The organism is Aeromonas sp. QDB54, assembly GCF_027707385.1.
Classification (GTDB): Bacteria; Pseudomonadota; Gammaproteobacteria; order Enterobacterales; family Aeromonadaceae; genus Aeromonas; species Aeromonas hydrophila.
Map to the genome: position 1 here is coordinate 1 of NZ_JAPCIT010000034.1, position 23273 is coordinate 23273.

Consider the following 23273-nt stretch of genomic DNA (forward strand, 5'->3'; position numbering starts at 1 on the left):
GACACTCTTTATCCGCCCCCGGTCTTCACTTTTAAATGGTTCAGGTCAGGCGACAACTATTCTGACACCGGGGGCGGGGGAGACATCGACAAGATCGGTGTTGGCAGTTTCAGACATCATCAGGACGGGCTCAGCCATGTCGAAGGGACAAGCCCCAGCATAGCATTAAGGGCAACGAGTCACAGGAGACCAGCCATGCATATCCATCACGTCGCCATCTGGGCACAGGATCTGGAGGCGCTCAAGGCATTCTACTGCACCCTGTTTGGCGGGCAGGCCAATGAGCGCTATCACAACCCGAGCAAGCAGTTCAGCTCTTACTTCGTGCGCTTCGAGGGGGGCGCCAGCCTGGAGCTGATGCACACCCCCATCCTGTTTCCGGCGGATCTGCACCTGCCGCACCCGTTGCAGGGGCTGGCCCATCTCGCCTTCTCCCTTGGCAGCGTGGAGGAGGTGGACAAGATGACCGCCCGTCTCAAGCTGCTCAAGGGCGCCGAGGTGAAACACCTGGACGGCCCCCGCTGGACCGGCGACGGCTATTACGAAAGTACCTTCCTCGACCCGGAAGGCAACCGGCTGGAGCTGACCATCTAATACCTGAATGCTCCCCTCACCCTGCCCTCTCCCAACGGGAGAGGGGATAAAACAACATCGAAGATATGATCGCCAGCCATATTGATTCGGTTGAAGGCAAAATAGCCAACCACGTAGGTTCTATTAGCGAAGCGTAATCGGACGGGCGTATTTGCCCCCTTCTCCCCTTGCGGGAGAAGGGTTGGGGATGAGGGGGAGGGAAAAAGAGATTTCGCGGTAAACGTTGGGATTCGCTTCGCTCAACTACAACCTACACAATCGGTAGGTTGGTGCTCAGCCTGCGAAGCCCAACATACGATAATTCATACAATTATTTATGCCTTATCATCACAAGCTCAGGATTCTCTGGAGTATAGTGGTGCTCATAATTCTCATTTTGTAGTTTCAAATAACGTTCAATATCTTTTAATTCATATGGTGTATACATTGTATTTGTTTGACCGACACCAATCATGCTAACCCAACCAATTATCCCATCGATATAATCATGAGAAACCTTAAATATACGGAGATTTTTACTACTCTCGCATTTCAATTTGCGAGGGTCAACACTAAATATATCAAGATGCGAGTTATAGTGATTATGCTGACATAGAGAAAATCCGATTGCTAAATTGTGAGCCAAAGGTAGTAAATTAAAATCGTTTTCTGGATTAAGAATGATTACATTTGGACTAATTGTGAAGACCGGTCTAGTTTCTGTACTATCGAAATCATAACCTGTGTGATAAATTCCAGTTATATTTATTTTTGAAAAAATACTTTTTCTGAAACTGCTCAGATGCCCTAATAGAGAAGGGATATTATTGGCCTCAGCCAGCATAAACAAGAAAAATAATGCTTTGCATTTTTCTAAAACATCAGAACTTGAATTGACGACTCTTAACGCCTTCCTAAAAACATCATGAGTAAAATATGGTTTTACTGCACTCGGAGGATTAGATAACAGAGATTTTATATTTTGAAATTTATCCACCATGCTTTCCAAAATCTGGTTCAGAACTTCATATCTACCCTCCATTCTGTTTTGAGGATTGAGAAGCCCCAAGAACATTTGGATAACCATAAAGTTAACCATTTTCTCCAAAGAGTTTCCTTTCTCACTAACATTTAAAAGCTTATTGAATTCATGTCCATGGACAAGTTCATTGAAGATGATCGAGGTGTCCTTTTCATAATTTGAGAGCTCATTTTCGATGTCAAACTTCCTTCCTGTCTCACCATCAACTAACATGAAGCAATCTTTACTTATCGCAACCGAAGATATTGGCAATGGTATTTCCTTGATATCATTTTCCTTATCTTTAGAATGATATACTGTATGGCACCACACCCGTTGCTTATCCTTCGGTTGAAAAGCCGTATCATCACTGCGGAAGTTTCTCAATACCCATTGAGATAACATATGCTGATTTTTAGTATATTTCATAGATCATAATCCTGTAATCATAGTAAAAGTCATCTATTCAATATTTGTGATCTCGTTTTGCAAAACCTAATAAAACGGCGGTAAATCCCTTTACCGCCTCCCATTTAATTCACTCCCCCAATCTCTCTGCTAATCCGGAATAACGCTCGGTCTTTTTCCGCACCGCCTGTGCCAACAGGGCGCGATCGCCGTAGAGATCGAGCCTGGCCTTGGCGCGGGTGATGCCGGTATAGACCAGCTCGCGGGTCAGCAGCGGGCTGGGGCTGTCGGGCAGCACCAGCACGGTGTGGGCAAACTCGGAGCCCTGAGATTTGTGGATGGTCATGGCGTAGACCGTCTCGTGGGGTGGCAAACGGCTGGGCAACAGCGCCCGCAGGGTGCCGTCCGGCTGCTCAAACCAGACCTTGAGCCGACCTGTTTCATCGGGCAGGCAGAGCCCCATATCACCGTTGTAGAGGCCGACCCCGTGGTCGTTGCGCACCACCATCACCGGGCGACCGGCATACCAGTCGCCGTCGCGGGCAATCAGGCCGGCCCGTGACAAGGCCAGTTCCAGCCGCTCGTTTAGCCCCAGCACGCCGAACGGGCCATCGCGCAGGGCGCAGAGGATCTGGAAGCTGTTGAATGCCTTGAACACGGCGGCCGGCGCTTCCCCCGCGCGGGCCGCCTTCAGATAGCTGCCGTAACCGGCCACCCCCTGGGCAATCAGGGCGTCGTAGGCCTCCCCGGCCCAGGGATGCAGGCTGATATCGGCGAATCCTGCGCCCCAGACTGATTCCACCGCAGTGGCATCGCCGCTGTTGCAGGCGCGCGCCAGCTGGCCGATGCCCGAGTACTGATCGAAGCGCCAGCTCTTGGCCAGCAAGCAGAGGCTGTCGCGCACCGGCGCCCCCGCGGGCGTGCCCTGCAAGCGGTAGCCGGTCTGGCGGGAGAGCCAATCCGCCTGCGCCGGGCTGATGCCCTGTTCGATAAAACTGCAGATATCGCCGAGCACGGCCCCCGCCTCCACCGAGGCGAGCTGATCCTTGTCGCCGAGCAGGATCAGGCGGGCGTGGCTGGGCAGCGCATCGAGCAGACGCGCCATCATCGGCAAGTCGACCATGGAGGCCTCATCCACCACCAGCAAGTCGAGGTGCAACGGGTTGCCCGAGTGGTGGCGGAACTGGCTGCGCCCCGGAATGACCCCAAGCAGCCGGTGCAGGGTGCCCGCTTCGGTGGGGATCGCCTCGACCCACTCGGGGGGTAAATCGAGGGCCTGCAGGGCAGAGCCGATACTCTCGGTCAGGCGCGCCGCCGCCTTGCCGGTGGGGGCCACCAGCCGGATCGCTGGCGCCTTGCCCGCTTGCAGGCCGGTCTCCACCAGAATGGCGAGCAGTTTGGCGACCGTGGTGGTCTTGCCGGTGCCGGGGCCACCCGAGATCACCGCAAAGGGGCGCGCCGCCGCGGTAGCCGCCGCCAACTTCTGGCCGTTGCAGCAGAGCGCCTCGGGCACCAGCATATCCAGCTTGCTCAAGTCGCTCGCCGCCTGGGCGCTGGCCAGCAGCCCCTCGATGGCGGGCCAATCCACCTCGCTCGGGAACACCAGATCCAGATACTTCAGGGTAAAGTGACGGGCCGAAAAGTCGGGGGCGAGGCGAGCCTTGAGCAGGGCCGCGAACACCAGGCCGTAGTCGCGGGCAAACAGCCGCGATAGGGCCGGGGCGATCTCCGGCCATTCGGCGCGTTCACTCAAGGCTCGAAGGTGGCGGGCCACCCCCAGCTCAAAGTCGTGGTAACGGGTGAGGTAGAGGCGCCCGCGCCAGAGCCGCAGCGGCCAGCGCGGGGCTTCCCCATCATGCTGCTCGGTGCCAACCAGCGGGCTTGCCACAAACAGGGCGGGCCAGCGGGCAGGGTCCGCCAGATCGGCCAACAGATCCCGGCTCTGATCCGGATCCAGCCCGAACGGGCGCAAGGATCCCTTTTCGTTACCGGAATGTGCCAGCATTTCCAGCGGCAGGCAGACATGGCCGCGCCCCAGCTCGAAGCAGGCGAGCGCCGCCCCCAGCACCAGCTCGGGGCTGCCGCCCAGGTCGGCCACCAGTTTGGCAAATTGCAGATCCAGCTGGCGAATGCGGCCGGCCAGCGCCAGGGCCTTGAGCCGTTCAATCATCATGGTGCCGTTCATGCTTCTACCCCGTTATCCGATACCCCGGCGAGGGCGGGCGCCGCCCCCTCGCTAAACAACCGATCCAGCCCCAGCACCAGTTCACGACTGGGGCGGGTATGGAAAATTCCCCCCTGCGGCATGCCGCGCAGGAACAGATAGAAGACCCCGCCAAAGTGCTGATCGAAGTCGTAACCCGGCAGGCGCAAAGTGAGCAGCCGGTGCAGCGCCAGCGAGTAGAGCTGGTATTGCAGGTCGTAGCGGTGCTCGGCCATCGCCTGCTCCAGCGCCGGACGGCTGTAATCGGCCGGGCTCATGCCGAGGTGGTTCGATTTGTAGTCGAGCAGATACCAGCGCCCCTGCCACTCAAACACCAGGTCGATAAAGCCCTTGAGCATCCCCTGCACGGTGGCAAAGCTGAGCGGCTTGTTGCCCCGCGACAGCGGGTCGTGCTGCTGGCAGAGCGCGGTCAGCGCCGGCGCCGTCACCCGCCCCATGGGCAGGAAGAACTCCAGCTCCACCTGTTTGCGCTCGGGGGCCAGATCCCGCAGCCGCACCGGCTCGCCAAAGCCGGTTTCAAGGGGGGTATTGAGCACCGCCTCCACCTGCTGTTGCAGCACGGGCGCCCAGCTCTCGTCGAAGCCATCTTGCGCCAGCAGGGTGGCGATGTGCTCTGCCAGCGGCTCGCCGCCGGCGCTCTGAAAATCGATGGTCTCGAACAGGCTGTGCAGCAATGTGCCGGGGCGCGCCCCTTTCGGGAAGGTGAAGATGGAGGGCTGAGGCGCCTCTTCCTGTTGTGCTGTAGACAGGTCGGCAGCCAATGCAGCTGCCTCGGTCACCACCTCGTCATCGAAGCCGGGATTGGCCAGCACCCCCTTGCTGTGGCCGTGGCCCTGCGCCGCCAACCCGGAGTAGGAGCTGATCCACCAGTCCCGCTCAAGGGTACCGGTAAAGTGGCGCACCTGTGGCTCGCCCAGCTGCTCCTCCTCTGCCGGCATGGGGGCCGGGCGAGTGAGCGAGGGCTCACCGACAGCTACTCCGGGCAGCGCCTGCGCCAGCTCGGTCAGAGCGGTCGCCAGCGTCGCGGCATCCCCCTTCTCACCCTTTTGCAGCAGGTAGCCGATGGCAGTCTGGTGCAGGTCGGTCTGCTCCGACTTGCCATTGCCGGAGCGCACCGGCGCCAGCCCCAGCCAGGTGGCGTAGACGCCCCGGGTCAGCGCCACATAGAGCAGCCGCAAATCTTCGGCAAGGCGCTCGCGGTCGGCCTCGGCCAGGGACTCTTCGGCGCCGGTGAGATCGAGCACGGTGCGATTGCCTGCGCCGTCCGCTTCGTGGAACAGCGGGGTATCGGCAGGGCGGTGGCTGCAGATGAAGGGCAGGAACACCAGCGGGTACTCCAGCCCCTTGGATTTGTGGATGGTGACGATCTGCACCAGCTTGCGCTCGGATTCGAGGCGCAGTACCTGCTCCGCATCCTGGCCGTCGGGGCGACTCGCCGCCTCCCCCAGCCAGCGCAGCAGGGCATATTCGCCGTCCAGCTCGCAGCTCACCTGTTGCAGCAGCTCGCCGAGGTGGAGGAAGTTGGTCAACCGCCGCTCACCATTCGGGCTGGCCAGCAGGGAGGAGGCGAGATTGCGCCGGTGCAGCAGGGCGCGCAGCATGGCCAGCACGCCGCGCTTGTGCCAGATCTTGCGGTATTCCATAAACTCCTGCACCACGCTCTCCCACGCCCGCTCGTCACTGGCGAGCTCGTCGAGCGCCTTGGCATCCAGATCGAACAGCCCGGTGGCGAGCGCCGCCCGCAGGCTGCGTTCCTCACCCGGGTTCTGGCAGGCGTGCAGAATCAGCAAAATCTCCCGCGCCTCCACCTGCGCCAGCACGCTCTCGCGATTCGACAGATAGACGGAGGCGATGGCGAGCCGCGCCAGCTCCTGCTGCACCAGCTTGCCCTCGGCGCCGGTGCGCACCAGCACGGCGATATCCCCCGCTTTCACCGGCTGGTCGCCGATCTGCGCCTTGCCCGCGCGAGCCAGGGTCAGCAGGCGGTGGATCTCCACCGCCGTGGCGCGGGCCATCCGGCTCTGGTAATCCCCCTTGTTGAAGGTGGGTTGGCCGCTCAGCTGCCAGCAGTGGAGCACGGGTGCGGCTTCGCCATCCAGCTGCAGCGCCTTGCTCTTGCCCTGCGCCTCCACCGGCAGGAAGGGGATATCCGCCTCGTAGATAAAGGGATCCTTGGCCCGCTCGAACAGGCCGTTGACCGCTGCCACCAGCGCGCGGCTGGAGCGCCAGTTGCACCCCAGGGTGTAGTGGGCGCTCACATTTCGCCGCGCCTGAATGTAGGTAAAGATGTCGGCGCCGCGAAAGCCGTAGATGGCCTGCTTGGGGTCACCGATCATCAGCAGCGCCATGTCGGTGTGGCCGCCGTAAAGCCGGTGGAAGATGCGGTACTGCTGGGGGTCGGTATCCTGAAATTCATCGATCATCGCCACCCGGTAGGTGGCGCGAATGCGCTCGCACAGCCGCTCGCCAAGGCCGGAGCCGAGCGCACCGTCGAGGTCTTTGAGCAAGTCATCGAACGAGAGCTGATGAGCTTGCCGCTTGCTGGCCTGCATCCGGCTGCGCACCACCACCGCCGCCCGTTGCAGGATCAGATCGCGAATGCCGGGGCGACTCGCCAGCAGTTCATCGATCTGGCTGAACAGCGGCAGGGTAGGCACCGCGCCCCCCTTCTTGAGGTTCTCCTCCAGCACCGTCTGGCCGAAGCGCTCCAGCTCCTTGGGAATGGCGTAGCCGCTGGTCTCGTCCTGTGCCCAGTCGGCTATCTTGGCGAGCCACCCTTCGTAGTTCTTGCCGGTGTAGCGGCTTACTTGCCCATCGGTCTGGCGGCGGATCTCGTCCCCTTGCGCCAGCCACTCGCGCTTTACCGCCTCAATGCGGGCCATGGCCGCCTGATGGCGGGCGGCGAGCGTCTCGTCCCCCGCCGGCGGGCGCATCTCCAGCTCGCTGTTGTCGAGCCAGCTGCCCATCTCCCGCAGCAGGGCGGCGGGGCTCGGCCAGAGTGCGCGCACCGCGCTGGCGAGGGGCTTGTCGACCGGATAGAACTCGGATCGCCAGTAGTCGCTCACCGCCTGCAGCCTGAGCTGGCTGTCGTCGGTGAGAAATTCGGTTTCAAAGAGGGCACCCGACTCGAAGGCGTTCTGTTTCAGCATCCGCTGGCAAAAGCCGTGGATGGTGAAGACCGCCGCCTCGTCCATCTGCCGTTCGGCGGCCAGCAGGCGGCGGGCCGCCAGTTCGTGATCCTCCACCTCCGCCAGCAGCTGGCTCAGCAGGGCGTCCTTGCTCTCACCGCGCATAAAGGCGAGCCGCGCCTCATGGATGCGGGCGCGGATCCGGCCGCGCAGCTCGGCGGTGGCCGCCTCGGTAAAGGTCACCACCAGGATCTCGGTCACCGAGAGCGGCCGTTCGTGGGCGCTGGGTTGACCAGCGTCTTCCCCCTCTTCGATGAGCGGGCCATGGCCCAGCAGCAACCGCAGGTAGAGACCGGCGATGGTGTAGGTCTTGCCGGTACCGGCGGAGGCCTCGATCAGCCGCTCGCCATAAAGGGGAAAGCGCAGGGTATTGAGCGGGTTGGCCATTATTGCAACTCCTCCAGGCTCTTGAGCAGCGGGGTCAGGTGTTCACGGGCCAGCGCCTGCAGCTGGGCCAGCACGGCCTCGTCGAGTTCCGGGAAACAGCGGGCGACATAAGCGTCTTCCCCCTCCCCCTTGGCCATGTAGCCGCCGTTGAAGCGGGTGAGAGCCGCTTTGTCGGCCGCCTCCGGTTTCTCCGGATCCTTCTCGATCGCCTTGAGCCAGTCCCAGGCGGTACTCGGGAAGAAGGGCAGCGGCCGCTTCATCCCCTGCATCCAGAGCGCCACCAGCGCCGCCAGCTTGGGCCGCGCCTCATCGGCCGGGAGCCTGGCCAGCCGCAGACTCTGCTTGGCGTCGAACAGCAGGGTGTCGCCGGGGGCATCGCTTAAGGAGAGGCAGAGGTGCTGGATCCAGCCCAGCAACAGATCCTTGCCGTTGAAGCTGCCGGGCTTGACCACCAGCAAGCGTCCCTTCTGGGTGTCGATCCACCCTTGCAGCTGACCCTGGGCCAGCGCGATATCGACCTCCACCGCCTGTTTTTCTGCCTCATTGGCCGCCACCCAGGGCCGCAGCCGCTCCGCCAGCTTGCCCATCTGCTCGTCCAGATCCTCCAGCAGCAGGCTGCCGAACCACCCTTGCGGCAGCAGGCCGGTGAGCTGCAGCCGCTCGCGGCGCATGGCACTGTCCCCCTGTGCCAGGTGAGCATCGAGCAGCAGGTCTTTCAGCTGATAATGTTGCAGACCGTCCAGCTCGAACGGTTCGCTCTCCTCGATGTTGGCTTCGTTCAGCTCAAACCACACCTTGAGGCGGCGGTTGAGGAAATAGCGGGCTGGCTGGCGATAGAAACGCAGCAGCTCCGCCAGCTCCAGCCCCTGCTCCTTGCCCCATTCGGGAGGCAGCGGCAGCTCGCCGCTCTGGAAGTTGGCCGCGCCGCGCTGCGGATGGAGGGCCGGCAGCCAGTCGGCGGCATAGGTAAAGAGGCCGGAGCCCGCCGCCGGATAGAAGTAGGCGTGGCTGTAGGGGGTGAGCGGATGCTGGGTGATCAGGTGCGCCAGCAGTCGTTTGCCGGAGCGCTCGTCATCGAGCTGCTCATCCCCCGCCAGCACGAAGCCCTGTCGCACATAGTCGATGAGTTCGGCCAGCAGCACCGAGGGCACCTTGTCGCTGTTGTCCTGAGCGCTGAAACCCTGATAGCTGATGTAGAGCCCCTGCTGGGCGCTGAGCAGCGCCTCGAGGAACAGGTAGCGGTCATCGTCGCGACGGGAGCGATCCCCCCGCCGGCCCGCCACCGCCATCAGGTCAAACCCCATGGGTGGCAGGGTGCGCGGGTAGACGCCGTCGTTCATACCGAGCAGGCAGACCTGCTTGAAGGGGATGGAGCGCATCGGCATCAGGGTGCAGAAGTTGACCTGACCGGCGAGGAAGCGCTGGCTGGAGCGGGACTCCCCCAGCACGCTGCCGAGGTAATCCTGCAACAAGTCGGCACTGATGGGCTGCTCGAAGCGGGCCTCGCCGAGCTGGGCGAGCCAGTCGGCCAGCTGGCTGCGAATGAGCTGCAGCTGGCGCTCTTCATCCTCGTCGGCCAGATAGAAGCGCTCCAGCAGCGCGTTGAGGCAGGCAACCCACTCCCCCAGCGGCTGCGCCTGTTGCAGGCGGGGCAAGAATTCGGCCAGCGAGTCGACGAACCAGGCGAGCTTGCCGAGCGCCAACCCCTGCTGACCCTCGATATCGGCGTAAGGCAAGATGCCCACCACCGGTTCGCCGTCACCCATGGCAAAGCCGAGCAGCATGCGGCGCAGGCCGAACAGCCAGCTGTTGCCAGAGAGGCGCGGCAGATCGAAGCGCTCTGGGTAGCCGTCATCCAGCCCCCAGCGGATGCCGGTCTCCTGCACCCAGACCCGCAGCTGGTTGAACTCCTCGTCATCCAGCTCGAAGCGGCGCAGCACGGCGGGCACCTCGAGAATGGCGAGCAGCTCGCCCGCCCCGAAGCGGGCGTTGGGCAGCCTGAGCAGGGCGAGGAAGCTCTGCAGCAGCGGGCTCTCCTGACTGGCCGCCCGATCCGACACCGCGAAGGGGATCTGGCCGCGCGCGCCAAATACCGCCTGAATGTAGGGGCCGTAGCTGTTCACGTCCGGCATCATCACCACCACATCTTTCGGGGTGAGGGATTTGTCCTGCTCGAACAGCGCCAGCAGCCGGTCGTGCAGCACCTCGAGCTCGCGCATCGGGCCATGACAGGCGTGGATCTGCAGGGATCCATCCGCCGGATCGAGCGGGCTCTTGTGGTGGCTGGCGTCGAGATCGAACTGGCCGGCACCCCGTTCGGCCAGCTCCAGCACATCCTTCTGGATGGCGTGCAGCAGCCTGATATTGCCCTTGGCATCCAGCTCGTCGATATCGACGAAGGCCTCTATTTGCGGCACCTCCAATTCCATCAGCTGATGCAGGTAGTCGCGCCCCAGCTTGCCCATGGAGGCAAGCAGCGGGTTGGCGGGGCCCTGCAGAGTCTCGATGTCGGTGCCGGGCTTGAGCTTGTTCTCGAGGCGCGCCAGGGTCTTGCGATCGAGCAGATCACCCCAGTAGTAGCGGCAAGGGTTGGTGACGAACAGGTGCACCTCCACCTCCGGCCGGCTGCCGAGGGCCAGCAACGCCTCCACATAGCGCGGTGGCAGTGCCGAGATGCCGAACACGAAGACCCGCTGCGGCAGCTTGCCCGGCAGCGTGGCGGTACGCGCCAGCTCGTGGATAAACTCCTCGTAGAGGTTGGCGCGGTGGTAGCCGCTCGGAGAGAGCGCCAGGGTGCGAGCCACCAGCTCGCGCCACAGCTCGGGCTGCCAATCCTGACCGCTCATCCCGGCCAGCTCCTGGCTCAACCCCTCCCCCTGTTCCCAGCGGGCGATCCAGTCCGGCCGGTAGACCAGATACTGGTCAAAGAGATCCGCCACCTTCTGGCAGAGCTGCCACAGCCGCACCTGCTCGGGATCCTTGGCAGGATCCGCATCCTCCCCGCCCAGATAGGCGGCCAGTGGCGCAAAGGCTGGGCGATCGAGCAGGGCGGGCAGAATGGTCATCAGCTGCCAGCTCATGGCGCCCTTGTTGTAGGGGCTCTGGCGAGGCACGTCCGCCAGCACCTGGGTGAACATCTCCCAGATAAAGCTGGCGGGCAGCGGAAAGTCGATATTGGCGGCAATGCCGAAGGCCTGGGCCAGCTCCAGCTTGAGCCACTGGGCCATGCCCGGGCTCTGCACCAGAATTTGCTCGCGCTCGAAGGGGTGAGAGAGGGGGGCCTGCCGGATGCGGCTCACCAGCAGCTCTTTGAGCAGATCCAGCTGATTGGAGTGGTAGAGGGTAAACATGGGCAATTCCCGCCAGAGCAAAAGAGGGGTCAGCGCGGGAAAACCTCAAGGATCCCCGTCACTTCACAGGTATCGGGATTGTCGGGGATCGGGGGGGAAGATGCAAAAGGCGCTTGTTGTCGCCGATCACGTCGCCGTCATCTGCCGCAGGCAAATGTGACGGGCATAAAAAAGCCGGTGCGATTGCACCGGCCAAAAGGCGTTGGAAAACTCGAACCTGCGGGGTTTACCAGTTCTTGCCGAAGCGGGCATCCAGGCTGAAGGCCCCTGCACCGGCTGCCGCCAGGGCCAGGAAACCACCGGCCACGGAGACGTTCTTCATGAACATCAGCATCTGCATCTGGTCGGCAGGCTGATAGTGGAAAATAAAGGCGGCCATCAGGGTGAAACCGGCCATCAGCACGGAGAGGCTGCGAGTAAACAGGCCCAGCATGATGGCGAGGCCACCGCCCAGCTCCAGCAGGATCACCAGCGGCAGGATGAAACCAGGCACGCCCATGGCTTCCATGTACCCTTGGGTACCGGCGTAACCGCCGATCTTGCCCCAGCCCGCAATCACAAACATCAGAGCCAGCAGAACGCGACCCACCAGCAGTGCCAAATCTTTCATCTTGTCCATTTCAATATCCTCGTTTTGCGTCACATCACCGCTGACTGCTTCAGGGTAGGTCAAATAACAGGGCTTGGCTGGCACTCGCGGCCACCAGATCCCATTTGGGCTCATCACGACTGAGAACCCCGTCGCCGGGTCGGGCAGCCAGACCGTTGGCGGCAAGCTCCCCTGAAATCATCTGCAGGTAGCCGTGTCGGCCGGCCAGCTCCCAGGTGAGGCTCTCACCCGGTTCAAGCTGCAACCGCCAGACGCGGGCCTGCTGGCGGATCCTGAAGGATCCTGCTTCGCCGTCCGGTGACGCCACCAGCGTCATGCCCGGATTGGCTTCAATCTTCTTCTGCTGATAGCCGGGTGTCGTGCCGTGTTCGTTCGGCTCGATCCAGATTTGCAGCAGGGAGAGCGGCTCGGTCTGCGAGGGGTTGTACTCGCTGTGCCGGATGCCGGACCCCGCGCTCATCAGCTGGAAATCCCCCGCCGGGATCTGCTCGGCATGGCCGAGGCTGTCCTTGTGCTCTATGGTGCCTTGCAGCACGCAGGTCAGGATTTCCATGTTGGCGTGAGGGTGGGTCGCGAAACCGCCACCCGGCGCCACCAGATCCTGATTGATGACCCGCAGCACTGAATGCCCCATCCAGTCCGGGTCGTAGTAGTGCCCGAAGGAAAAGCTGTGGCGCGCATCCAGCCAGCCGAAGTTGGCCTTGCCGCGCGCTTCTGCGGCTCTCAATTTCATCATGGTGTGCTCCTCACGTACCGATACGGTTGATTAACGCTGCTTGCCGCTACCGATGCCGAACGGAATACGGTAGTCGCTGCTCTGATCCCCGAGGCTCACGGTCAGGTTGCCCTGGGTGCGGCTCGGGATCTGTACCTGCTGGCTGCCCATCAGGTTGGCGTGGACGGAGGCAACCAGATCGCCAGACTCGTCACGCACTTCCAGCATGGGGTTGCCCTTGCCTTCCACCGCAGCGGTCGCGTGCCAGTTCACAAACAGCACGCCCGGGGCGGCGTTGAGGTCAGCCGGGACGGAAGCCTGAGCAAAACCTGCGGTCATCAGGCCTGCAACGGCCAGCATCTTGATTACGTTTTTCATGTTCATTCACTCTCTTGGTTTTATGTCATTGCCAAGGCCGCTGTGGCCAGAATCAATGCATCCATGCAAGAGGTCATTCAAATAGTGTGTTGTTCTTTCACCGAAGTCTGACTCCCTGATTGATGGAGTCACAGTCTGGAACTACCCGTTTATTTGGCTGCTTGGCGTTCCTGCCTAAGCGTTGATTGAATATTAAAGACACTTGGCCTAACTTGTTAGCGAGATAAACTGGCAAACATGTTCAAAAAAATTGAAGGCAATTTATGGCCAAGGAACTGAACAAGGAACGGGCGCTGACCCTGGAAGCCATCCGGGTGCTGGATGCCATCGACCGCCGTGGCAGCTTCGCGGCGGCGGCCGACGAACTGGGCAAGGTGCCCTCGGCGCTGAGCTACACGGTACAGAAGCTGGAAGACGAGCTGGACGCCATGCTGTTCGACCGCAGCGGCCACAGGACCAAGTTCACCCCGGCGGGCCGCATGCTGCTGGAACGCGGTCGGGTTCTGCTGGAAGCGGCCGAGCACCTGGTGGGCGAGACCCGGGCGCTGGCCCGCGGCTGGGAGACCGACATCACCATCGCCATCGATGCCCTGGTGCCGCTGCAGGCGCTCTACCCGCTGGTGGAGCGGCTGGCCGAGCTGACCGATACCCGGCTGAGGTTTCGCGCCGAGGTGCTGGCGGGCAGCTGGGAGTGTCTGGAGGATGGCCGGGCCGACCTGCTCATCTCCTCCCTCAATCCCGACATCATGATGACCGGCATCAAGCACCAGCCGCTGCAGGAGGAGGTGATGCTCTACGTCGCCCACCCGGATCATCCCCTGCATCAGGAGCCGGAACCTCTGGCGGACGATACCCTGCGCCGCTACCGGGCCATCGCGGTGGCCGACACGGCGTTGCGCAAGCCGGTGCTCACCTATCGCCTGCTCGACAAGCAGCCGCGGCTGACCGTCAGCACCATGGGCGAGAAGCGCGACGCCCTGCTGACGGGGATCGGGGTCGGCACCATGCCGCTGAGCTGGATAGAAGAGGACATCCGGGCCGGACGGCTCAAGGTGATCAGCCCCGAGTATCGCCACCAGATCCAGGTCGTGCTGGCCTGGCGGCGCGACACCATGGGCAAGGCCAAGAGCTGGCTGATCCGGGAGATCCCCAAGCTGTTTCCCTGCAAGGGGGAGTAAGACGGGCGGTAACAGAAAGGAGGGGGCAAGCAGCGACAGCGGGCTGCCGGTGCCCCGCCGCTTGACGGCGGGCGCAAATTCGGAGAAAAGAAAAAAGCGGCCCTCTTGCGAGTTCCGCTCAATGCCAGGAAAGAATAAAAACCTTGCGGTTTAAAAAACCCTTAAATTGGAAGCAAACAATCGATTTCTCAACCAGGAAGGTCTTGAATCCGATTCGTGTTGAATTATGCGCGATGTTTTATGCGCCACCAGCAAAATGTTGAATGGTTGAAGGATATGCACCGCAGAGTATCACTATCTGCAACCTTCCACTCAGACTGGTCTGGCCATTTCCATCGATTACGCCGGGTTTGTTTCCTCTGGTTTTTTTAAGTGTCAGTATCTGAGCCCATAACGACAAAAGAACTCAGTTTCTGACACAACATAAAGATGCAGATAAAGGAATAGTTGCATGACCTACAGCCAGACCCTGGCCAACAATATTCTCGACACCCTGAAGAAGACCCTGACCGACAAGGGGATCCGCTATCAGACCCTGGCAGAAGCCATGGGCGTCTCCATCGCCACCGTCAAACGGATGATGAACAAGCCCTCCCTGCCGTTCGATACCCTGCTGGAGATCTGTCACCTAGTGGGGCTGTCGTTCGAGGAGCTGCTGGACCGCACTCAGGATGCCCAGAGCCGCCGCGCCGTCTTCACCCAGGAGCAGGACGAGGCATTCCACAAGGAGCCCGGTCTCTACGCCTTTCTCGCCAACATCTTCTGGCGCGACAAGACGTTAATCGATCTCAAGCGGGAGTACGGTCTGACCGATGCCTCCTGCTACCTCTATCTGCGCAAGCTGGAGAAGCTCGGCATCCTGCAGCTTGGCATCGACAACAGCTACCACTTCCTCATCAGCGAGCGGATCAGCTTCGAGCAGCACAGCCGCTTCGCCCGCCAGCAGGCGCGCCAGGCCATGTCCGTGCTGGGGGACTATCTGGTGGAGAACATGCACAAGTCCAACAACTACATGGCGCTGTGCCAGCTCCATCTGGACGAGAGCGAGGCGATGGCGCTGATCGAGCGGATGAAGGAGTACTGGCACCAGGAGCTCAAGCTCAACCGCCCCGCCATCGGCCAGCGGGAGGGCAGCAAGACCTACACCATGTCGCTGCAGCTGGCCGACTGCGGCTACCAGAGCTTCGATGACCTGATCCCCAATATCGACAACTGATCCCGGCGGATCCTGCGGGATCCGCCTCTCTTTCCACACCGGCATGGCCCGCCAGAGCGGGCCGGATCATCCCTGATCCGCGAGCTGGATCTGCGCCGGCCTGTCGAATGCAGGCGGCTGCAATGCTCGCGTATCGAGGCAGATACGGATCGCATCCGGTCGCCAGTGCTCGATGTCGCAATCCACCAGCCCTCCCCGCTGGTCATAATTGACCCGCACCAGCCGCAGCACGGCGCTCCCCTCCGCCAGATTGAGGGCGCGGGCGATGGTCCCCCGCGCCGCCGAGGGAGTGATCTCGAGACTCGCCCCACCCTGGCCTATGCCATAGCGTTGCTGATAGAGCTCGGTGAGGGAGCTGGCCAGCGGCGCGCTGGCGATATCGGGAAAGCGGCTGGCCAGCAGGTGGTGGCTGACGTGTAGTACAGGGCGACCGTCGATGAGACGCAGGCGGCGGATCTCATACAAAGGCGTAAAAGGATCCAGCCCCATCCAGCGGCACAGCTCACTGCTGGCGAGCTCGCTGCCGTGGGCCAGCACCCGGGTTTCGGCGGTGCGCTGCTGCTCGCCAATCCACTGGTGAAAGTGGGTGTGGATGGCGGGATCGTAGGTGAGTCTTGGCGGCGCCACGAACCAGCCACGCCGCTCGGCCCGGTAGATAAGGCCATCCGCCTCGAGGCTGGAGAGCGCCTCCTTGATGGTGATGCGGGTGGTAGCGAAGCGCTCGCTCAGGGCCCGCTCGGCGGGCAACTGCTGCCCCGCCCCCAGCTGCCCGCTGCCGATATAGCGGCGCAGGGTCTGGCAAATCTGTTCACACTTGGAGGCGCGGCCATCGCCCGCGACCCGCTCGCTCAATCTCGATTCAATCACGCTCATGTCCCTGTCGCTCATCCTGACTGCGGCGGCTGGCTTAGCTCTTGTTGGTTCAGCCAATGCTGGAGTAGTCCAGCTTCACTTGGGTTCAGAGTTGTAACCGCTGTGGATGACAGCGCCATGACAGGGCGATTGTCATCAAACTGCCATCAAAGCGCCCCGCCACCGTCATATTTCCCCTCTAGCATCCCTCTCGAACCTTAACTGACCTAGTCCAGAGGGATGGGATGATGAAAAGCGTGATCGCAAGTGCACTGGCCCTGGTGGCCATCAGTCAGCCACTGTTTGCCGCCGAGAACATCGCGGATCTCGAGAAAGCCGCTCGCGGTGAAGGCCAGCTCAGCAGCATCGGCATGCCCGACAGCTGGGCCAACTGGAAGGATACCTGGCAGCAGCTCGGCAGCATCTACGGCATCAAGCATCAGGATACCGACATGAGCTCGGCGCAGGAGATCGCCAAGTTCGCCGCCGAGAAGGCCAATGCCACCGCCGACATCGGCGACGTGGGCGGCGCCTTCGGCCCGGTGGCGGTCAAGCAGGGGGTCACCCAGCCCTACAAGCCCTCTACCTGGGCGGACATTCCCAACTGGGCCAAGGATGCAGACGGTCACTGGATGCTGGCCTATACCGGCACCATCGCCTTCCTGATCAACAAGGATCTGGTCAAGGCAGCCCCCACCAGCTGGCAGTCCCTGCTGGGTGGCGACTACAAGGTGACCCTGGGTGACGTCGGTGTTGCCTCCCAGGCCAACAACGGCGTACTGGCGGCGGCCTATGCCACCGGTGGCAGCGAGAAGAATCTCAAGCCCGCCTTGGAATTGTTCGGTCAGCTGGCCAAGCAGGGCCGTCTGTCGCTCAATGACCCGACCATCGCCAACATCGAGAAGGGCGAGGTGGAAGTGGGCGTGCTGTGGGACTTCAACGCGCTGAACTACCGCGACCAGATCGACCCCAAGAAGTTTGAGGTGGTGATCCCGAGCGACGGCTCCGTCATCGCCGGCTACACCACCATCATCAACAAGTGGGCCAAGAACCCCAACGCCGCCAAGCTGGCGCGGGAATACATCCTCTCCGACGCCGGCCAGATCAACCTGGCCCGTGGCTATGCCCGCCCCATTCGCAGCAACGTGACCCTGCCGGACGACGTCAAGGCCAAGCTGCTGCCGGCCGAGCAGTATGCCAATGCCAAGCCGGTGCAGGATCACGCCGCCTGGGAGCAGAGCTCCAAGGCCCTGCCGCGCCAGTGGCAGGAAACCGTCATGATCAACATGCAATAAGGAGCGGCCAGTGCAACACAAGGTGATAGTGGTACTTGTGGATGGCCTCTCTGCCGAGGTAGCCCATTGCATGGGCTACCTCGCGGGCATGGTGGAGGCGGGCCAGGGGTTGCAGGCAACCCTGAGCTGCGCCCTGCCCTCCCTCTCCCGGCCCCTCTACGAGTGCATCCTGACCGGCGTCCCGCCGGTGGAGAGCGGCATCACCCACAACGGGGTGAGCCGTCTCAGCCGGCAGGAGTCCATCTTCCATCTGGCCCGCGTGGGCGGCAAACGAACCGCGGCGGCGGCCTACCACTGGGTGAGCGAGCTCTACAACCAGAGCCCCTGGCAAGCGGCCCGTGATCGCTTCACCCATGACGAGCGACTGCCCATCCAGCACGGCTGCTTCTACTGGGATGACAACTACCCCGACAGCCATCTGCTGATGGACGGCGAGTGGCTGCGCAGCCAGTACGACCCCGATTTCCTGCTGATCCACCCGATGGGGGTGGATGATGCCGGCCACCAGTTTGGTCTCGATTCCCGCCAGTACCGCAATCAGGCGCGCCGGATGGACAGCCTGCTGGCCGACCTGCTGCCCCAGTGGCTGGCGGAGGGGTATCAGGTGGTGATCACCTCGGATCACGGCATGAACAACGACTTGAGCCACGGCGGCACCCTGGCCGAGGAGCGCCGGGTACCGCTCTGGCTGTTTGGCGATGCGTTTGTGGCCCAGTGGCCCGCCGGCCCCGCCATGCAGCAGACTCAGCTCTGCGCCCTGATGGCCGACCTGCTGGGTGTACCCCACGACAAGCCGAGCGGCCCGCCGCTGCTCAAGGCCGGCAACCAGCCGGAGGTGCACTGATGATGCCCGCCACCACCGAGATCCTGGCGGATCAACCCGCCATCACCCGGCACCGGCTGCGCCGCCACTGGCTGCCCGCGCTGGTGCTGCTGCCGTTTGTCCTCTTGATGATCCTGTTCCAGCTCGCCCCCATGGTGTGGGTGCTGGTGGGCAGTTTTCAGACCCCCGATGGCTGGGGCCTCGACTACTACCGGGAGATCCTGAGCTCCCCCTTCTACCTGCAATCGTTCGGCAACTCCTTGCGCATCGCCGGCATCGCCAGTCTGGCGGGGCTTGCCATCGGCACGCTCGGGGCCGCGGCGCTGCGCCACAGCGGCGAGCGGGTCAAACGGGTGCTGCTGGCCTTTGTCACCATGACCGGCAACTTCAGCGGGGTGCCGCTGGCGTTCGCCTTCATCATCATTCTTGGCATCAACGGCGCGGTGACCCTGCTGCTGAAATCCTGGGGCCTCATCGACGGCTTCAACCTCTACTCGGGCAGCGGCCTCATCCTCATCTACACCTACTTCCAGATCCCGCTCGCCCTGCTGCTGCTCTACCCGGCCTTCGATGCGCTGCAGGATGAGTGGCCGCAGGCCGCCGCACTGCTCGGCGCGAGCAAGGGGCAGTATGTGTGGCACGTGGCGCTGCCGGTGCTCACCCCTGCCCTGCTCGGCACCCTGATCATCCTGTTTGCCAACGCGGTGGGGGCCTATGCCTCCGCCTATGCCCTCACCACCGGCAACTTCAATCTGGTGACCATCCGGGTGGCCAGCCTGGTCTCCGGCGACATCTTCCTCGAGCCCAATATGGCGGCGGCGCTGGCGGTGATCCTGATGGTGCTGCTGGGGGTCGTGACGGCCGCCAACCAGTGGCTGCTGAAAAAGAGCTATGTGAACAAGGGGCAATCCCATGCGTGATCTGCAACCGAGCTGGCCCCGCTGGGTGCTGGGGGCGCTGGTCGCCACCCTGCTGCTGCCGCTGCTGGCTACCTTTCTCTACTCCATCTCCACCCGCTGGGGGGCGACCCTGCTGCCGGATGGCTTCACCCTCGACTGGTATCTCAAGCTGTGGGGCGATCCGCGCTTTCTGGCGGCATTTGGCCGCAGCCTCTTGGTCTGCTTCGCCACCCTGTTGCTGGGCACTCTGGTGCTGGTACCGACCGTGTTGGTGGTGGCCTACTACTTTCCCAAGCTGGATCCCTGGATGAACCTGTTGATCCTGCTCCCCTTCGCGGTACCGCCGGTGGTCTCCTCGGTCGGGCTGCTGCAGATCTACGCCGATGGCGCCCTGCCGATTATCGGCACGCCATGGATCCTGATCGGCACCTGGTTCACCGTGGTGCTCCCCTTCATGTACCGGGCGCTGGCCAACAGCCTGCAGGGGGTGCCGCTGAAAGATCTGATGGATGCCGCCCATCTGCTGGGGGCGAGCAGCGCCCGCGCCTTCCTGCTGGTGGTGATCCCCTGCCTGCGCAAGGGGCTGCTGGCGGCGCTGTTTCTCTCGCTCTCCTTCCTGCTCGGCGAGTTCGTGTTTGCCAACATGCTGGTGGGTACCCGTTACGAGACCCTGCAGGTCTACCTCTACAACATGCGTTCAACCTCGGGCCACTTCACCAGCGCGCTGGTGATGAGCTACTTCCTGCTGACCCTGCTGCTCACCTGGGCGGCGAACAGATTTCATCGGTGAATCAACATGTTCCATCTAGAAGTGAATCAACTGCACAAATCCTACGGCGACACCAAGGTGTTCGAGGGGATTGAATTCGGCATCCGCAAGGGGGAGCTGGTGACCCTGCTCGGCCCCTCCGGCTGCGGCAAGTCCACCCTGCTGCGGGCGCTGGCCGGGCTCACCCCGGTGGATGGCGGTCAGGTGCGGGTGGCCGGTGAAGACATCACTTGGCAGGAGCCCCAGAAGCGGGGCATCGGCATGGTGTTCCAGAGCTACGCGTTGTTCCCCAACATGACGGTGCGGGACAACGTCGCCTTTGGCCTCAAGATGAAGCCCCAGCCGGGACGGGATCTCGCCGCCAGCGTGCAAGAGGCGCTGGCGCTGGTGGAGCTGACCGGCTTCGAGCGCCGCTATCCGGCCGAACTCTCCGGCGGCCAGCGCCAGCGGGTGGCGCTGGCCCGCGCCCTGGTGGTGCAGCCGCGGATCCTGCTGCTGGACGAGCCGCTCTCGGCGCTGGATGCCCGCATCCGCCGCAGCTTGCGCCAGCAGATCCGCGAGATCCAGCAGCGCCTTGAGCTCACCACCATCTTCGTCACCCACGATCAGGAGGAAGCGCTGACCATGTCGGACCGGATCTTCCTGATGAACAAGGGATCCATCGTGCAGAGCGGCACGCCGGAGCAGATCTACACCCGTCCCGCCAGCGAGTTCGTGGCGAGCTTTATCGGCAACTACAACCTGCTTGGCGCAGAGCAGGGCAAGTCGCTGTTTGGCCCCCGTTTTCAGGGCAAGCTGGCGCTGCGACCCGAGTCTCTCTCCCTGCTGCCGGCCGGCGCCCACAGCGATGAACCTCACCTGCCGGGGGTCATCAGCGGGCGGCAACTGCTCGGCAACGTCATCCGCTATCAGGTGACCTGCGCGGCGGGCCTGCTGACGGTGGACTGCCTCAACCGCTCCGCCGGCGATCTGCTGGCCGTGGGCAGCGCCGTGACCCTGGTGGTGGCCCGGGATCAGCTCTGTGAGGTAGCATGACACCGCATTTCATTTCCATTTTTACTGCGAGGAGCGCCCATGGCACTGGCACTGTTTGATCTGGACGAGACCCTGATTGCCGGGGATTCCGCCAGCCTCTGGCTGGCGTACATGGTGGCCGAGGAGCTGGCTCCGGCCAGCATGATCGCCGAGGAGCAGGCGATGATGTCCCTCTACCATCAGGGCAAGATGGACATGCACCAGTACATGGCCTTCACCCTGCAACCGCTGGCGGGCAAGACGCGCCAGTGGCTCGACTCGCTCTGCGCCCGCTTTGCCGAGCAGGTACTGCGCGATCGTATCTACCCGGAGGGGCTGGCACGCATCGAGTGGCACCGCCAGCGCGGCGACGAACTGGTGCTCATCTCCGCCTCCGGCGAACATCTGGTGGCCCCCATGGCGCAGATGCTGGGGATGGATCACTGCGTGGCCATCCTGCTGGACGAGGAGGCCGGCATGCTGACCGGCCAGACCCGCGGCACCCTCAGCTTTCGCGAGGGCAAGGTGGCCCGCATCAACCAGCTGTTTGCCGCCAGCGCCAACCCCTGGCAGGAGAGCCACGGCTACAGCGACTCCCACAACGATCTACCGCTGCTGCAAGCGGTAACCCACCCCCACGCGGTCAACCCGGCGCCCGGTCTGCGTCAGATCGCCATCGAGCAGGCCTGGCCCACCCTCGACTGGCAGCTGGCCTCCTGAATGAAGAAGAGGCCCTCAGGCCTCTTCCTTGCTCAGCAGTGCATCGTCGGCAGGGGGCGCATCCTCCTGTCTCTTCGCCTCCGGCCTGCCCAGATAGATGCGGTTCTTGCCGTCGCGTTTGGCCCGGTACACCTCGGCATCGGCGATCTCCAGCAGCGTCTTGCCATCCATCCCCGCCTGACTGGCTACCAGCCCGCCGCTGAAGGTGATCCTGAGCTCGGGCTCGCGCCAGTCCAGTGACTCCACCCCCTTGCGGAACTGCTCCAGCAGCATCTGGCAGAAGTGAATGTCCGGGTTGACCAGCAGCACCACCAGCTCCTCGCCGCCGTAGCGGCAGACCCAGCCGTGATCCCCCAGCAGTCGCATGCCCAGCTTGGACACCCGCTTGAGCACCACGTCCCCGGTCTGATGGCCGAAGGTATCGTTGACCCGTTTGAAATCGTCCAGATCCACCATGGCCAGGCAGAACGGCTGATGCTCGAACAGCAGACGATTGACGCGTTCATCGAAGAAACGGCGGTTGTAGAGGCCGGTCAGCTTGTCGAGATTGGCCTGCTGGCGCGCCTCGTGATAATCCTTGCTCACCTCCGCCAGCTCGGCATAGACGTGTCTGAGCTCGCGCATCCCCCCCTGCGGCACGTCATCGGGCTGCATCCGGCTCGCCCGGATCATGCTGGAGATCTCGTCGAGCATGCGGCGAAAATAGCGGGACCAGACCAGCGCCAGCATCACGTAGAGCACGCAGGCCAGCGCCACCATCAGCTGCACGTTGAGGGAGACCCGCTCCACCACCGCCATCACGCTGGCCGCCGGCTGCACGCTGATCAGCACCCAGTTGCGCTCGGGCAGCTTGCTGTAGGCCACGAACTGGCTGGAGGCCTTGTCCAGAAAGATGCCGTCCTCCTGGCTGAAGCGGGAGAGCCACTCGGGGTGGGCCATGGGTTTGAGCAGTTGGGCGGTGTCAGGATGTGCCAGCACCTTGCCGGACTGGTTGACGACCATCTGGTAGCCATCCCCCAGCTGGCGATTCAGCTGGGCGGAAAAGGGGGCCAGGATGGCATCCATCGCAAAGACCCCGCGCACCTTGCCCTCCTTGTCGGTCAGGGCCCGCGCCAGGGCGATCACCAGATTGCCGTTGGTATAGTCGTAATAGGGCTCGGTCCAGACCATCTTGCCCACGTGCTGGCTGGCCAGCTGATACCAGGGGCGAACCCTGGGATCGAAGTTGGCATCCGCCTGCCAGGCGGGGTAGATCAGCATCTGGCGTTCGGCGGTACCGATGTAGATGTAGACCAGATCGGCCATGACCCCCTTGTAGAGCTGCCACTCCTTCAGATAGGTCTCGGTGTTGTGCAGACGGGGGCCGCTGATGTCCGCCACCTGCACCTGGTCGTAGATGAGGGTGAACTGGCGTTCCATCTCGTGCAGATAGGGTTCGATGAAGACGTGGCGCAGCTGGTGATTGGTGGCGAGCAGGCGCTGCTGCAGCTCGTTTTGCAGGCTGCGTTCCATGTGCAGGTAGTAGATACCCCCCAGCATCAATACCGGGATGAACAGCAGAAGCAGGCCCAGACGCATCCGGGCAACCAGGGACCAGGTTTTTTTGGAGACCGCTCGTTTATCCAATCCTGACTCCTGCTATTGCCAGACAAC

General features: G+C 62.6%; 18 protein-coding genes. 9 read left to right on the plus strand and 9 right to left on the minus strand.

Features of this window, described 5'->3' with window-relative positions; translation table 11 throughout:
- The first annotated feature begins 195 nt into the window (after positions 1-195).
- Complete coding sequence (locus tag PG881_RS21915) at positions 196-594, plus strand: VOC family protein (protein ID WP_016352226.1); 399 nt, start codon at positions 196-198, stop codon at positions 592-594.
- A 310-nt stretch (positions 595-904) separates the two neighbouring features.
- On the opposite strand, the gene PG881_RS21920 is transcribed toward PG881_RS21915, so the two are convergent.
- From PG881_RS21920 to PG881_RS21950, 7 genes are all read right to left on the minus strand, one after another.
- On the minus strand, positions 905-2023 hold the full coding sequence (locus PG881_RS21920; protein ID WP_270802862.1) for a DUF4238 domain-containing protein: 1119 nt from the start codon (positions 2021-2023) through the stop codon (positions 905-907).
- A 109-nt stretch (positions 2024-2132) separates the two neighbouring features.
- The gene (recD, locus tag PG881_RS21925) at positions 2133-4187 is read right to left on the minus strand and encodes an exodeoxyribonuclease V subunit alpha (RefSeq protein WP_270802864.1); all 2055 of its coding nucleotides are present in this window, start codon (positions 4185-4187) and stop codon (positions 2133-2135) included.
- Positions 4184-7801, minus strand: a complete 3618-nt coding sequence (gene recB / locus PG881_RS21930) for an exodeoxyribonuclease V subunit beta (protein ID WP_270802865.1) — start codon at positions 7799-7801, stop codon at positions 4184-4186. Before recB ends, recD begins: the two co-directional genes overlap by 4 nt.
- A complete protein-coding gene (gene recC, locus PG881_RS21935; RefSeq protein WP_270802867.1) occupies positions 7801-11151 on the minus strand; it encodes an exodeoxyribonuclease V subunit gamma in 3351 nt (1116 codons plus the stop codon). The genes recB and recC overlap by 1 nt, the downstream gene beginning before the upstream one ends.
- Before the next feature lie 226 nt (positions 11152-11377).
- Positions 11378-11770, minus strand: coding sequence for a DoxX family protein (locus tag PG881_RS21940; RefSeq protein WP_016352231.1), 393 nt, complete (start codon positions 11768-11770; stop codon positions 11378-11380).
- Positions 11771-11810: 40 nt separating this feature from the next.
- The gene (locus PG881_RS21945) at positions 11811-12497 is read right to left on the minus strand and encodes a pirin family protein (protein ID WP_042006079.1); all 687 of its coding nucleotides are present in this window, start codon (positions 12495-12497) and stop codon (positions 11811-11813) included.
- 30 nt (positions 12498-12527) lie between these two features.
- Entirely contained in the window at positions 12528-12860 is a 333-nt protein-coding gene (locus PG881_RS21950) for a hypothetical protein (RefSeq protein ID WP_045525792.1), read from the minus strand.
- A 257-nt stretch (positions 12861-13117) separates the two neighbouring features.
- On the opposite strand from PG881_RS21950, the gene PG881_RS21955 reads away from it, so the two are divergent.
- Positions 13118-14032 carry a LysR family transcriptional regulator gene (locus PG881_RS21955; protein ID WP_270802869.1) on the plus strand — a complete coding sequence of 305 codons (915 nt, stop codon included), beginning with the start codon at positions 13118-13120 and terminating at the stop codon, positions 14030-14032.
- 451 nt (positions 14033-14483) lie between these two features.
- Positions 14484-15248 carry a helix-turn-helix domain-containing protein gene (locus PG881_RS21960; protein WP_011707663.1) on the plus strand — a complete coding sequence of 255 codons (765 nt, stop codon included), beginning with the start codon at positions 14484-14486 and terminating at the stop codon, positions 15246-15248.
- A 66-nt stretch (positions 15249-15314) separates the two neighbouring features.
- Here PG881_RS21960 and PG881_RS21965 read toward each other — a convergent pair whose 3' ends face one another.
- Positions 15315-16121, minus strand: a complete 807-nt coding sequence (locus PG881_RS21965; RefSeq protein ID WP_408771498.1) for a UTRA domain-containing protein — start codon at positions 16119-16121, stop codon at positions 15315-15317.
- 227 nt (positions 16122-16348) lie between these two features.
- On the opposite strand from PG881_RS21965, the gene PG881_RS21970 reads away from it, so the two are divergent.
- Genes PG881_RS21970 through PG881_RS21995 form a run of 6 tightly spaced genes read left to right on the plus strand, consistent with a single transcriptional unit; the run spans position 16349 to position 21620 of the window.
- On the plus strand, positions 16349-17395 hold the full coding sequence (locus PG881_RS21970; RefSeq protein ID WP_017410788.1) for an ABC transporter substrate-binding protein: 1047 nt from the start codon (positions 16349-16351) through the stop codon (positions 17393-17395).
- Positions 17396-17405: 10 nt separating this feature from the next.
- Positions 17406-18239 carry an alkaline phosphatase family protein gene (locus PG881_RS21975; protein ID WP_270802874.1) on the plus strand — a complete coding sequence of 278 codons (834 nt, stop codon included), beginning with the start codon at positions 17406-17408 and terminating at the stop codon, positions 18237-18239.
- Positions 18239-19138 carry an ABC transporter permease gene (locus PG881_RS21980; protein ID WP_270802876.1) on the plus strand — a complete coding sequence of 300 codons (900 nt, stop codon included), beginning with the start codon at positions 18239-18241 and terminating at the stop codon, positions 19136-19138. Before PG881_RS21975 ends, PG881_RS21980 begins: the two co-directional genes overlap by 1 nt.
- A complete protein-coding gene (locus PG881_RS21985; protein ID WP_242797156.1) occupies positions 19131-19907 on the plus strand; it encodes an ABC transporter permease in 777 nt (258 codons plus the stop codon). Before PG881_RS21980 ends, PG881_RS21985 begins: the two co-directional genes overlap by 8 nt.
- A 6-nt stretch (positions 19908-19913) precedes the next feature.
- Entirely contained in the window at positions 19914-20921 is a 1008-nt protein-coding gene (locus tag PG881_RS21990) for an ABC transporter ATP-binding protein (RefSeq protein ID WP_270802877.1), read from the plus strand.
- 39 nt (positions 20922-20960) lie between these two features.
- Entirely contained in the window at positions 20961-21620 is a 660-nt protein-coding gene (locus tag PG881_RS21995; protein WP_039215951.1) for an HAD family hydrolase, read from the plus strand.
- A gap of 15 nt (positions 21621-21635) precedes the next feature.
- Here the strand turns inward: PG881_RS21995 and PG881_RS22000 are convergent, their stop codons facing one another.
- The gene (locus PG881_RS22000) at positions 21636-23246 is read right to left on the minus strand and encodes a sensor domain-containing diguanylate cyclase (RefSeq protein WP_039215952.1); all 1611 of its coding nucleotides are present in this window, start codon (positions 23244-23246) and stop codon (positions 21636-21638) included.
- Positions 23247-23273 lie beyond the last annotated feature (27 nt).